Annotated in this window: 12 protein-coding genes; all 12 read left to right on the forward strand. The window is 69.9% G+C overall.

All coding sequences use genetic code 11. The features are described 5' to 3' along the window. The 12 genes from ACOKR1_RS17990 to ACOKR1_RS18045 all read left to right on the forward strand — a co-directional run bounded on the left by ACOKR1_RS17990 (position 1) and on the right by ACOKR1_RS18045 (position 12,552). Entirely contained in the window at positions 1–1,449 is a 1,449-nt protein-coding gene (locus tag ACOKR1_RS17990) for an AAA family ATPase (protein ID WP_422934275.1), read from the forward strand. A gap of 322 nt (positions 1,450–1,771) precedes the next feature. After that, the gene (locus tag ACOKR1_RS17995; RefSeq protein ID WP_422934276.1) at positions 1,772–2,566 is read left to right on the forward strand and encodes a hydroxypyruvate isomerase family protein; all 795 of its coding nucleotides are present in this window, start codon (positions 1,772–1,774) and stop codon (positions 2,564–2,566) included. A gap of 67 nt (positions 2,567–2,633) precedes the next feature. Further along, entirely contained in the window at positions 2,634–3,512 is an 879-nt protein-coding gene (locus ACOKR1_RS18000) for a 2-hydroxy-3-oxopropionate reductase (protein ID WP_422934277.1), read from the forward strand. A 12-nt stretch (positions 3,513–3,524) separates the two neighbouring features. Further along, positions 3,525–5,312, forward strand: coding sequence for a glyoxylate carboligase (gene gcl, locus ACOKR1_RS18005; protein ID WP_422934278.1), 1,788 nt, complete (start codon positions 3,525–3,527; stop codon positions 5,310–5,312). Between the two features lie 14 nt (positions 5,313–5,326). Next, positions 5,327–6,535: a glycerate kinase gene (locus ACOKR1_RS18010; protein WP_422934279.1), complete on the forward strand. Its 1,209-nt coding sequence runs from the start codon at positions 5,327–5,329 to the stop codon at positions 6,533–6,535. After that, a complete protein-coding gene (allB, locus tag ACOKR1_RS18015) occupies positions 6,532–7,875 on the forward strand; it encodes an allantoinase AllB (protein ID WP_422934280.1) in 1,344 nt (447 codons plus the stop codon). Before ACOKR1_RS18010 ends, allB begins: the two co-directional genes overlap by 4 nt. 21 nt (positions 7,876–7,896) lie before the next feature. Beyond that, entirely contained in the window at positions 7,897–8,370 is a 474-nt protein-coding gene (gene bcp, locus ACOKR1_RS18020; protein WP_422934281.1) for a thioredoxin-dependent thiol peroxidase, read from the forward strand. A gap of 319 nt (positions 8,371–8,689) precedes the next feature. Then, positions 8,690–9,205, forward strand: a complete 516-nt coding sequence (uraD, locus tag ACOKR1_RS18025; RefSeq protein ID WP_422936683.1) for a 2-oxo-4-hydroxy-4-carboxy-5-ureidoimidazoline decarboxylase — start codon at positions 8,690–8,692, stop codon at positions 9,203–9,205. Next, entirely contained in the window at positions 9,202–9,543 is a 342-nt protein-coding gene (uraH, locus tag ACOKR1_RS18030) for a hydroxyisourate hydrolase (protein ID WP_422934282.1), read from the forward strand. The genes uraD and uraH overlap by 4 nt, the downstream gene beginning before the upstream one ends. A 3-nt stretch (positions 9,544–9,546) precedes the next feature. Further along, positions 9,547–10,461 (forward strand): factor-independent urate hydroxylase, encoded by a 915-nt coding sequence (gene pucL, locus ACOKR1_RS18035; RefSeq protein ID WP_415855397.1) that lies wholly within the window; start codon positions 9,547–9,549, stop codon positions 10,459–10,461. A 149-nt stretch (positions 10,462–10,610) separates the two neighbouring features. Next, positions 10,611–12,113 carry a nucleobase:cation symporter-2 family protein gene (locus tag ACOKR1_RS18040; RefSeq protein WP_422934283.1) on the forward strand — a complete coding sequence of 501 codons (1,503 nt, stop codon included), beginning with the start codon at positions 10,611–10,613 and terminating at the stop codon, positions 12,111–12,113. Positions 12,114–12,207: 94 nt separating this feature from the next. After that, positions 12,208–12,552: a hypothetical protein gene (locus ACOKR1_RS18045; protein WP_422934284.1), complete on the forward strand. Its 345-nt coding sequence runs from the start codon at positions 12,208–12,210 to the stop codon at positions 12,550–12,552. The last annotated feature ends 6 nt before the right edge of the window (positions 12,553–12,558 follow it).

Raw genomic sequence — 12,558 nt, forward strand, 5'->3', positions numbered from 1 at the left:
ATGGATGAAGCTTTGGGGAGGTTCATCAACGATTTCGGGGACCTCGTGCGGCTTGCAGCCGAGCGCGGGCGGGGCGGATCGGGGCCTTCGGTCCGCGACGTCGTGGCCGAGCACCTCGGGGCGGACCCCGGCGAACTCGCCGTAGTCATCGAGCCGATTCAGCTGCACCGCCTCGTCGACACCGACGTGGTGCTCGACGAGATCGCGAGCCGAGATCCGTCTGCGCGGGTCCTCGGCGTCGGGGGCGTCGGGGGCGGCCAGATGCGGATGCACGCGGATCTGCGAGGCATGGTGGACAGCGGCATCGGCCGTGCGTTCTCGGTCGTCTCCCAGCCCGACTATTCGAACGAGCCCATCGGCCCCAGCGAGCAGCGCCGCACGCTGTTCTTCGGCCTCCGCCTCTTCCGCTACAACGGCATGCCGGTGGCAGTCCTGCAGCGAGGCGCGTCGCCCAACGAGCAGCGGTTCATCCCTTCGCTCGAGGTCATTGCCGGCGATGAGGACGCCGTGTCCCGCCTTTTCGCGGAGCTCCGCGGGCGGCTCGAGCGCGAGAGCATCTTCAAGGGCCAGGTGATCCTCCTCTCGATCACGGGCTTCGGGCCGGGGCGCGCACCGACTCCCGCGGGGATCACGTTCGTCGAGCGGCCGCAGGTCTCCGAGGCGGACGTCATCCTCCCGCCCGAGGTCCTCCCGCGCATCCGAGAGCACGCCCTCGGGGTGGGCCGGCACGCGGCCATGCTCGAGGCCCACGGGCAGCACCTCAAGCGCGGGCTCCTGCTCTACGGCCCGCCCGGCACCGGCAAGACGCACACCGTGCGGCACCTCATCGGGGCGTCCGAGGGGACGACCGTACTCATGATGGCCGGACGCTCCCTGGGGCGGGTGACGGATGCGGCGCAGATGGCGCGCGCACTCACGCCGTCGATCGTGGTCCTCGAGGACGTGGACCTCGTCGCAGAGGATCGCAGCTACGGACCCATGCCGCAGCCCCTCCTGTTCGAGATCCTCGACGCCCTCGACGGGCTCGACGGCGACGCCGACGTCGCGTTCGTCCTCACGACCAACCGCGTCGAAGTGCTCGAGCGCGCGCTCGCACAGCGGCCGGGCCGCGTTGACCTCGCGGTCGAGCTCCCGCTGCCCGGGCTCGCCGAGCGCCGCGCCCTCGTCGCGCTGTATGGAGGCGGGCTGGGCTTCTCCGACGACGCGCTCGACCGCGCGGCCCACCTCCTCGAAGGGACGACGGCGTCGCTCGCCAAGGAGCTCGTCCGGCGGGCGGTCCTGGGCGCGGCCGAGGAGGGCGCGGAGCCGGGCGACCGTCACCTCGGCGCCGCGGCGGCGGCGCTCATGGCGGAGTCCGAGTCGCTCACGCGCACGCTCCTGGGGAGCCGGCCGGCGCGGCCGACAGCCCACGGTGGGGCGCCGGCGGTCGCCAACTTCCCCATCTCGTAAGCCGGGCTCCCCCGCTTCTCCGCCGGCCTCCCCGACTTCTCCGCCGGCCTCCCCGACTTCGGCGACCCGCGCGCTCGGTGACGCCCGGAATCGCGGGCTGGCCTGCCGTCGTCCGCTGTGAAGCTAGGGAAGCCGGCATAGAACCTGGGGAAGCCGGCCCACGACGCGGGGAAGCCTGCGTGGAAACCGGGGAAGCCGGCGACGCAGCCCAGGGAACCGGAGCGGTATACCGGGTTGACCCGGCTCCGCCCTCGGTTCTACACTTTCATCAAGAGAAAATCTTCTTCCGCAATACGAAAGTCGCGTCGAGAGGGCCCTGACAATGACGTACACGGTGAACTGCTCCATTCTCCTCACCGAGCTTCCGCTGCTCGAGCGCCCGGCGGCCGCGAAGGCCGCTGGCTTCGACGCCGTCGAATTCTGGTGGCCCTTCGCGGAGGCGGTGCCCGCCGACAAGGACGTCGACGCGTTCGTCTCCGCGATCCGGGACGCCGGCGTGCAGCTGAGCGGCCTCAACTTCTTCGCGGGCGACATGCCCGCCGGCGACCGCGGGCTCGTCTCCTGGACCGGCCGCGGGGGCGAGTTCAAGGCGAACATCGCAGTCGTCGCCGCGATCGGCGAGCGGCTCGGCACGAAGGCGTTCAACGCCCTCTACGGCAACCGCCTCGCCGACTCCACCCCCGAGGCGCAGGACGAGCTCGCGCTCGAGAACCTCGTGGCGGCGGCCAAGGGCATCGCCGAGATCGGCGGCACCGTACTGCTCGAGCCCGTCTCCGGCACCCCGGCCTACCCGCTCAAGACCGCCGCGGACGCGCTCGCCGTCATCGGCAGGACCGAGGGGGCGGGCGTGGACAACGTCAAGCTCCTCGCGGACTTCTACCACCTCGCGGTCAATGGCGACGACGTCGCGGCCGTCATCGAGGGCCACGCGAAGGACTTTGGCCACATCCAGATCGCCGACAACCCGGGCCGCGGGGCCCCCGGCACCGGCGAGCTTCCGCTCGGAGAGTGGATCTCGCGCTCCCGCGAGCTGGGCTACTCCGGCTATATCGGCCTCGAGTACAAGGCCCCCGCGGCCGAGGCCTTCAAGTGGGCCATCCGGCCCGTCGCCGGCTGACCGTCGCGCCCACCAGAACCTGCTACTCCAGCCCCCACCCGCCCTCCCCGCACCTCCAGGAGAGAACATGAGCAACGTCGCAGTCATCGGTCTCGGAATCATGGGCCTTCCCATGGCCGTGAATCTCGTCAAGGCCGGCCACCAGGTCACGGGCTACAACCGCAGCTCTGACAAGATCGCCAAGCTCGTCACCGAGGGCGGACGCGGCGCCGAGAGCATCGCGGACGCCGTCAAGGACGCCGACGTGATCGTCACGATGGTCCCGGACTCCCCCGACGTCGAGGGCGTCGTGAGCGGCCCCGAGGGCGTCTTCGCGAACGCGAAGCCCGGCGCCCTCTGGATCGACGCCTCGTCGATCCGCCCCGACGTGGCCGCCCGCCTCGCCACGGAGGCCCGCGCCGTCGGCATCCGCCCGCTCGACGCCCCGGTCTCGGGAGGCGAGCAGGGGGCCATCGACGCGGTTCTCTCGATCATGGTCGGCGGCTCCGCCGAGGACTTCGAGGCGGCCAAGCCGGTCCTCGACGCCGTCGGCAGGACGATCGTCCACGTCGGCCCCTCCGGCTCCGGCCAGACGGTCAAGGCCGCGAACCAGCTCATCGTCGCCGTCAACATCCAGGCGCTCTCCGAGGCCATCGTCTTCCTCGAGGCCTACGGCGTGGACACCGACGCCGCGCTCAAGGTGCTCGGCGGCGGCCTCGCCGGATCCAAGGTCCTCGACCAAAAGGGCCAGAAGATGCTCAGCCGCAACTTCGACCCCGGCTTCCGTCTGGCCCTCCACAACAAGGACCTTGGCATCGTCACCTCCGCGGCCCGCGAGGCCGGCGTCGTCGTGCCTCTCGGCGCGGCCGTGGCCCAGCTCGTGTCCGCCCTCGTCGCCCGCGGCGACGGCGGCCTCGACCACTCCGGCCTCTTCAAGCTCACCAACGAGCTCTCCGGCAAGAACTAAAGGAGCACCGACATGGCAAAGATGCGCACTGTCGACGCGATCGTGGCCATCCTGGAGAAGGAAGGCGCCACCGAGGCGTTCGGCCTGCCCGGCGCCGCGATCAACCCGCTGTACTCGGCGATGAAGGCCCACGGGGGCATCCGCCACACGCTCGCCCGCCACGTCGAGGGCGCCTCGCACATGGCGGACGGCTACTCCCGCGCGAAGGCCGGCAACATCGGCGTGTGCCTCGGCACGTCCGGCCCGGCCGGAACCGACATGATCACGGGCCTCTACGCGGCCCAGGCCGATTCCATCCCGATGCTGTGCTTCACGGGCCAGGCGCCCGTCGCGAAGCTGCACAAGGAGGACTTCCAGGCCGTGGACATCGAGTCCATCGCGAAGCCGCTGACGAAGATGGCCATGACCATCCTCGAGCCCGGCCAGGTCCCCGGCGCCGTGCAGAAGGCGTTCCAGCTCATGCGCACGGGCCGCCCCGGCCCGGTGCTGCTCGACCTGCCGTTCGACGTGCAGATGGCCCAGATCGAGTTCGACATCGACGCCTACGAGCAGCTCGCCGTCGAGCGGCCGCGCGCCTCGCGCAAGCAGGCCGAGAAGGCCCTCGACATGCTGACCGCCGCCGAGCGCCCGCTCATCGTGGCCGGCGGCGGGATCATCAACGCGGACGCGGCGGACAAGCTCGTCGAGCTCGCCGAGCTCCTCAACGTGCCGGTGGTCCCGACCCTCATGGGCTGGGGCGCCATCCCGGACGACCACCGCCTCATGGCGGGCATGGTGGGCCTCCAGACGAGCCACAAGTACGGCAACGCGACGTTCCTCGAGTCCGACTTCGTGATCGGCATCGGCAACCGCTGGGCGAACCGCCACACGGGATCGATCGAGAAGTACACCGCGGGCCGCAAGTTCGTGCACATCGACATCGAGCCGACCCAGATCGGCCGCGTGTTCTCCCCGGACTTCGGCATCGTCTCGGACGCGGGCCTCGCGCTCGAGGCCCTCCTCGAGGTGGCCCGCGAGCGCGAGGCCGCCGGTAGCCTCCCGGACTACTCGGCCTGGGCCGAGTCCGCCCAGGACAAGCGCGGCCGCCTCCAGCGCAAGACGCACTACGACAACGTGCCCATGAAGCCGTTCCGCGTCTACGAGGAGATGAACAAGGCCTTCGGCCCCGAGACGACGTACGTCACGACGATCGGCCTCTCGCAGATCGCCGGCGCGCAGCTGCTCCACGTGTTCGGTCCGCGCAAGTGGATCAACGCGGGCCAGGCGGGTCCGCTCGGCTGGACGGGCCCTGCGGCCCTCGGCGTGGTGCGCGGCAAGCCGGGCGAGACCGTTGTAGCACTCTCGGGCGACTACGACTTCCAGTTCATGATCGAGGAGCTCGCCGTGGGCGCGCAGTTCCAGCTGCCGTACATCCACGTCGTGGTGAACAACTCGTACCTGGGCCTCATCCGCCAGTCGCAGCGCGGCTTCGAGATGGACTACCACGTGTCCCTCGCGTTCGAGAACGTGAACGCGACCGGCTCGGAGCGGGCCCAGGGCTACGGCGTGGACCACGTCAAGGTGGCCGAGGGCCTTGGCTGCAAGGCCATCCGCGTGGAGCACCCGGACGATCTGGGCCCGGCCTTCGAGAAGGCCCGCGCCCTCATGGCCGAGTACAAGGTGCCCGTGGTGGTCGAGGCCATGCTCGAGCGGGTCACGAACATCGCGATGGGCACCGAGCTCGACAACGTGGTCGAGTTCGAGGACCTCGCGGAGCGCCGCGAGGATGCCCCGACCGCGATCGTCGCGCTGCTCGACTAGGCGGGCACCTTCTCGTGAAGCCCACCAAGATCGTCCTCGCCCCGGACAAGTTCAAGGGCACCCTCTCGGCACACGAGGTCGCGGGGGCGCTCGCGGAGGGTCTTCGCGAGGAGCTCCCCGACGCCGAACTCGTCCTGGTCCCCGTGGCCGACGGCGGCGAGGGCACCGTGAGCGCGGCGCTCGGCGCAGGGTTCCTCCCGCGCCGAGCGCGCGTCTCGGGCCCCACCGGCCAGCCGCTCACGGCCGATTTCGCGGTCCATCCGGAGAGCGGCCGCGCCGTCGTCGAGATGGCCGCAGCCTCGGGCCTCGACGTCCTCCCGGGCGGCGTCCGGGACGCGCGGAACGCGACGAGCCTCGGCACGGGCCAGCTCGTCCGCGCCGCACTCGACGCGGGAGCGCGCCACATCATCCTCGGCGTCGGCGGGAGCGCGTGCACCGACGGCGGCGCGGGCATGCTCCAGGGACTCGGCGCGCGCTTCACGGACGACGGCGGCAACGAGCTCCCGCTCGGGGGCGCGGCCCTCGCGCGGCTCGCTGAGGCAGACCTCTCGGCGCTCGACGCCCGGCTGGACACGACGACGCTCGTGCTCGCGGCCGACGTCGACAATCCCCTTCTCGGCGAGCGAGGCGCCGCCGCGGTGTTCGGCCCGCAGAAGGGGGCCACGCCGCAGGACGTCTCAGACCTCGACGCCGCCCTGACGCGCTTCGCCGGCGTCCTCGGCGCCGCCCTCGGACCGAAAGCCGCTGCCGCGAAGGAGGCCCCCGGCGCGGGCGCGGCCGGGGGCGTCGGGTACGCGACCCTCGCGGTGGGCGCCCAGCGGCGGCGGGGCATCGACGTCGTCGTCGATTTCACGGGGCTGCGCGAGAAGCTCGCCGGCGCCGCGCTCGTGATCACGGGCGAGGGCAGCCTCGACGCCCAATCGCTCGCGGGCAAGGCGCCCGTCGGCGTCGCCGCTGAGGCCCGTGCGCAGGGCGTACCGGTGATCGCGGTGTGCGGGCGCACCCAGCTCGACGCCGCCGCGCGGGCCGCCGCGGGCTTCTCCGCCGTGCACGCGCTCACCGACCTCGAACCCGACGTCGAGGTCTGCCTCCGGGACGCGCGGCGCCTGGTCCGCGACGCGGGGCGGCTCATCGGGCAGCAGCTCAAGGCCGGGGGCCTTGCGGGAACGTCGGGGGGCCTCACTAACGTTGACACTCACAGCAGGAAGGAGTCTGTGCGATGACTGACGCCGGATTCGATCTGGTCATCCGCGGACAGCGCGTCCTCACCACCGCGGGGATCGCGCCGCGGGAGGTAGGCATCGTGGACGGGCGCATCGTCGCGCTCGAGCCGCTCGGGAACGGCCTGGCCGGCCGCGAGATCATCGAGCTCGCGGACGACGAGACGCTCATCCCGGGCCTCGTGGACAGCCACGTCCACGTGAACGAGCCCGGCCGCACGGAGTGGGAGGGCTTCGCGTCCGCGACGCGGGCCGCCGCCGCGGGGGGCGTGACCACGATCATCGACATGCCGCTCAACAGCATCCCGCCGACCGTCAACGTCGACGCGCTCCGGCTCAAGCGAGCGGCCGCGGAGACGCAGTCGTTCGTGGACGTGGGCTTCTGGGGCGGCGCGATCCCCGGGAACACGGGCGATCTCCGCGCCCTCCACGACGAGGGCGTGTTCGGCTTCAAGTGCTTCCTTCTGCATTCGGGGGTGGACGAGTTCCCCCACCTTGAGGTCGACGAGCTCGAGAAGGACCTCGCCGAGATCGCCTCGTTCGACGGGCTCATGATTGTGCACGCGGAGGATTCGCGCGCGATCGACCGAGCGCCGAACCCCGAGGGCGACGTCTACGAGAGCTTCCTGCACTCGAGGCCCCGCGGGGCGGAGAACGTCGCCATTGCCGAGGTCATCGAGCGGGCCCGCTGGACGGGTGCGCGGGCGCACATCCTGCACCTCTCGTCGTCGGACGCCCTCGCCATGATCGCCACCGCCAAGCGCGACGGCGTCAAGCTCACCGTGGAGACGTGCCCCCACTACCTCACGCTGCTCGCGGAGGAGATCCCGAACGGCGCCACGGCTTTCAAGTGCTGCCCGCCGATCCGCGAGGCGTCCAACCGCGAACTCCTGTGGAAGGGCCTCGAGGACGGCGTGATCGACTGCATCGTCTCCGACCACTCCCCCAGCACCGTGGACCTCAAGGACCTCGAAAACGGCGACTTCGGGGTCGCGTGGGGCGGAGTCGCGTCGCTCCAGCTGGGCCTTCCGATCATCTGGACGGAGGCGCGCCATCGGGGCATCCCGCTCGAGCGCGTGGTCGAGTGGATGGGCCGCAAGCCCGCCGAGCTCGCCCGCCTCCAGCGCAAGGGCACGCTCGCGCCCGGGTACGATGCAGACCTCGCGATCTTCGCTGCCGACCAGGCATTTGTCGTCGACGCGGACAAGCTGTACCACAAGAACCACATCACGCCGTATCAGGGGAAGACCCTGTCCGGCGTGGTGCGCCGCACCTTCGTGCGCGGCACCGAGGTGGACTTCAGCGAGCCCAAGGGCCGCCTGATCCGCCGCGGCACGGCCTGACCCTTTGCTGGAGGAGGAACCATGACAACCACCACGAAGCTCGCTTCCGGGCAGCTAGCCCCCGATTTCACGCTTCCCGACGCGTCCGGGAAGGACGTCTCGCTCTCCGACTACCGGGGACGCCGCGTGGTCGTGTACTTCTACCCGAAGGCCGCCACGCCCGGCTGCACGACCGAGGCGTGCGACTTCCGCGACAGCCTCGACTCGCTCAACGCCGCCGGCGTGAGCGTGGTGGGGATCTCGCCCGACCCGGTCGAGGACATCGCCTCGTTCGCCGACGACTTCGGCCTCACGTTCCCGCTCCTCGCGGACGACGGCGCCGCCGTCGCCAGGGCGTGGGGCGCGTGGGGCGAGAAGATCGTGAAGGGCGAGGTGGTCGAGGGCATCCTGCGTTCGACCGCCGTCGTCGCACCGGACGGCTCGATCCAGTCGATCGACTACTCCGTCCAGGCGGACGGCCACGTCGCCGCGCTGCGGGACCGCCTCGGCGTCTGAGCCGCGCCTCGCCCCCCAGGGCCCCGGACCGTGCGTCCGGGGCCCCTTTGTGCCTCCGCGCCCGTGCTCCTGTCCGGTTGTGCTTTCCCAACCAGTCAGATCGCGGCGCGTTTCGGCGGGACACCGATACGGCCGCCGAAGAAACGGACTGGAGCACGGACGGCACCACGCGAGCGAACCCCGTCACGCACTAGGGTGTTGACAATCACAGTGGCCCCGGCCAGAATATTTACACATGCTGAAATAACAGTTCCACGATGCGGAACCTAAGAAACCGACGTTCCGTATAGCCGTCACCGTGGATGCCAGCATTGAGCAGTTGAGGACCCGACAAGCCATGTTGCTTGAACAGTTCAACGCCGCCCCCGCCGATCAGGCACGAGAGCTTTTGAAGCCGTGCCTCGACGTCCCCCGCTGGATCGAAGAGATCACCGCAGGCCGCCCCTTCGCGAGCCTCGACGCCCTCTTCGACGCTGCCCGCGGCGCAGCGAAGCCCTTCACCGCCGACGAGCTCGAGGGTGCGCTCGCGCACCACCCCCGCATCGGCGAGAACGCGGCCGGCAAGTCCACCGAAGCCTCGATGTCCCGCAGCGAGCAGTCCGGGGTGGATCCCCGCGACGACGCCACGATCACGGCGCTCGCCGAAGGCAATCGGGCCTACGAGGCGAAATTCGGCCGGGTCTTCCTGATCCGCGCCGCCGGCCGCTCGGCCGAGGAGATGCTCTCCGCCCTCCAGGAACGCCTGGGCCACACGCCCGAGCAGGAGGACGCAATCGTCGCCGAACAGCTCCGCGAGATCGCGGTGCTGCGACTCGAGAGGACCATGAACGCATGAGCGTCTCCCATGTGACCACCCACATTCTGGATACCGCGGCAGGCAAGCCGGCCGCAGGTGTCGCCGTCGAACTCTACGCCCGCGACGGCGAGGCATGGTTCCAGATTGGAACGGGCACTACCGATGCCGACGGGCGGGTGAAAGACCTCGGCCCGGAGCGACTGACCAGCGGCGAATACCGCCTCCAGTTCGCGACCGGAGCCTACTTCGCCGGCATCGGGCAGGAGACCTTCTTCCCGGAGGTTTCTCTGACTTTCATAGTCAACGAGAACGAGGCGCATTACCACGTCCCGCTCCTGCTGAGTCCATTCGCCTTCTCAACTTACCGAGGGAGTTAACCCATGTCTGAGAGCAAGATCGTCCTGGGCAAGAACCAGTACGGCAAAGCCGAGGTCCGCGTCGTCAAGATCACCCGCGACACCGCGCGCCACGAGATCGAGGACCTCAACGTCACGTCGCAGCTCCGCGGCGACTTCGCCGCGGCCCACTTCGACGGCGACAACGCCCACGTGGTCCCGACCGACACCCAGAAGAACACCGTCTACGGCTTCGCCCGGGACGGGATCGGCTCCCCCGAGCAGTTCCTCATCCGGCTCGCGAACCACTTCACGTCCGAGTTCGAGTGGGTCACGGGCGGCCGCTGGGAGGCCGAGCAGTTCGCGTGGGAGCGCATCGTCGCGCACGGCGAGGGCCACGACCACTCGTTCGTCCGCAAGGGCCAGGAGGTCCGCAACGCGGTCGTGACGAAGGACGGCGACAACGTCTACGTCATCTCGGGCCTGAACGACCTCACGGTCCTCAAGTCCACCGAGTCCGGCTTCGTGGGCTACCCCAAGGACCGCTTCACGACCCTCGCGGAGACCACCGACCGCATCCTCGCGACCGACGTCTCCGCCCGCTGGCGCTACAACAACGAGGCGATCGCGAACGGCACCGTCGACTTCAACAAGGCGTACGACGACGTCAAGGCGCTCCTGCTCGAGGGCTTCTCCGAGGAGTACTCCTACGCGCTCCAGCAGACGCTCTTCCAGATGGCCCAGAAGGTCCTCGACGCGCACCCCGAGATCGACGAGATCCGCTTCTCGACCCCGAACAACCACCACTTCCTCGTCGACCTGACGCCGTTCGGGCTCGACAACCCCGGCGAGGTCTTCTACGCGGCCGACCGCCCGTACGGCCTCATCGAGGCGAACTTCCAGCGCGAGACGATCTCGGACGCCGGAAACGCGTGGGACGGCATCGCCGGCTTCTGCTGAGCCCCGGCTGAATTTCTCGCCCACGTCCTCACCCGCCCCACCTTCCTCACCCACCCCACCCACCCGTACGACGACGGCGGCACTCCCTGGCCGCCGTCGTCCGCCCTTAGTTGCGCACTCGGAAACCAAAGCTGACAAGGAGGTCCGCTATGTCCCGAAAGACCGCATCCACCCCACCCGCTCCGAGCCCTCAGGTCCAGAGCCCCGAGAACGAAAAGCTCCCGATCGCCACGGCGTTCGCGTACGGCTTCCAGCACGTCCTCACGATGTACGGCGGCATCATCGCCCCGCCGCTCATCGTCGGCGCGGCCGCCGGCCTCAAGGCCCAGGACGTCGCGCTGCTCATCACGTCCTGCCTGTTCATCGGCGGCCTCGCGACGATGCTGCAGACGCTCGGCATCAAGTTCTTCGGCTCACGCCTCCCGCTCGTGCAGGGCGTCTCCTTCGCGTCAGTCGCGACGATGCTCGCAATCGTGAGCGGTGGTGGCGGCATCCAGGCCGTGTTCGGCGCCGTGATCGTCGCCTCGCTCATCGGCCTCGTCATCGCGCCGTTCTTCGCGCGGATCGTCCACTTCTTCCCGCCGGTGGTGACCGGGGTCGTCATCACGACGATCGGCCTCTCGCTCGTGCCCGTCGCGGCGAACTGGGCGCTCGGCGGCAACGCGAAGGCCCCCGGCTACGGCGATCCGTCGAACATCGGCCTCACGGCGCTCACGCTCGTGATCATCATGGCCTTGAGCAAGCTCGGGAGCGGCATGGTCTCGCGCCTGTCCATTCTTCTGGCCATCGTGATCACGACCGTCATCGCGGTCTTCCTCGGCAAGGCGGACTTCTCGCAGGTGGGCAACGGGCCGATCGTCGCGTTCCCCGAGCCGTTCCACTTCGGCCTCCCGACGTTCCAGCCCGCCGCGATCATCTCGATGGTCATCGTGATCCTCGTGATCCTCACGGAGACGACCGCGGACATCCTCGCGGTCGGCGAGGTCGCCGGCGCGAAGATCGACTCGAAGCGCATCGCGAACGGACTCCGCGCGGACATGCTCTCCTCCGCCGTCTCGCCCGTGTTCAACTCGTTCACGCAGAGCGCGTTCGCGCAGAACGTCGGCCTCGTGGCGGTGACGGGAATCAAGAGCCGGTTCGCGGTCGCGTCCGGCGGCGTGGTCCTCGTGCTGCTCGGCCTGCTCCCCGTGCTCGGCAGGGTCGTGGCCGCGGTCCCGATGCCCGTGCTCGGCGGCGCCGGGATCGTCCTGTTCGGCACCGTCGCGGCGTCGGGCATCCGGACGCTCGCGAAGGTCGACTACAAGGGCAACATGAACCTCATCATCGTGGCGACGTCGATCGCGTTCGGCCTCATCCCGGTGGTCAACGGGAGCTTCTACTCCAAGTTCCCCACGTGGTTCCAGGTCATCTTCGACTCCGGCATCAGCTCGGCCGCCCTCATGGCCGTGCTGCTCAACCTCCTGTTCAACGTGTTCAAGCGGGGCAACCCGGAGGAGAACCCCTCCGTCTTCGCGGCCGCGCCGACGCGCATGATCCCGGTCGTGGTCCTCGATGCCCTTGAGGAGGGCGATCGCTGCGAGAACGGCAAGATCCTGGACAGGGCCGGCCAGGAGGTACCCGTCGACACCGCGAGCGGCGCCCACGGGCACTGAGCCGGTGGGCGGGTCCGGGTCGGCGGGCGGGTACGGTTCGGCGGGCGGGTCCGGGTGGGCGGGCGGGTCCGTGAGAAGTGAGTACCCTTGAAATATGCCTTCTGAGCCCCGTCACACGCGCGAGATCACGGTCCGTCGCGCCCCCAAGTACGTCCCGTTCCTGGTTGCGGGCGGCTTGGTCGGGGCCGTCGTGGCGCTCGCGGTCGGGTACCTGGGAACGGTCCCGGACGGGTACACGCGCGAGTCGGTCTTCGGCTATTTCCTTGTGCTGTTCGGGGCCGCCGGCGTGCTGCTGGGCGGCGTCGTCGTCCTCGTCCTGGACCGCATCAGCGTGGCGCGCTCGCGCAAGGCCTACGTCGAGGAACTCCCCGAGGAGGAGGAGGCTCCAGAGGCCCCCGAAGTGGGCGACGGCGGCAAGGGCGAGCCCGAGGCGCAGTGATCCGGC

The organism is Sinomonas sp. P47F7, from assembly GCF_049332655.1.
GTDB lineage: Bacteria > Actinomycetota > Actinomycetes > Actinomycetales > Micrococcaceae > Sinomonas.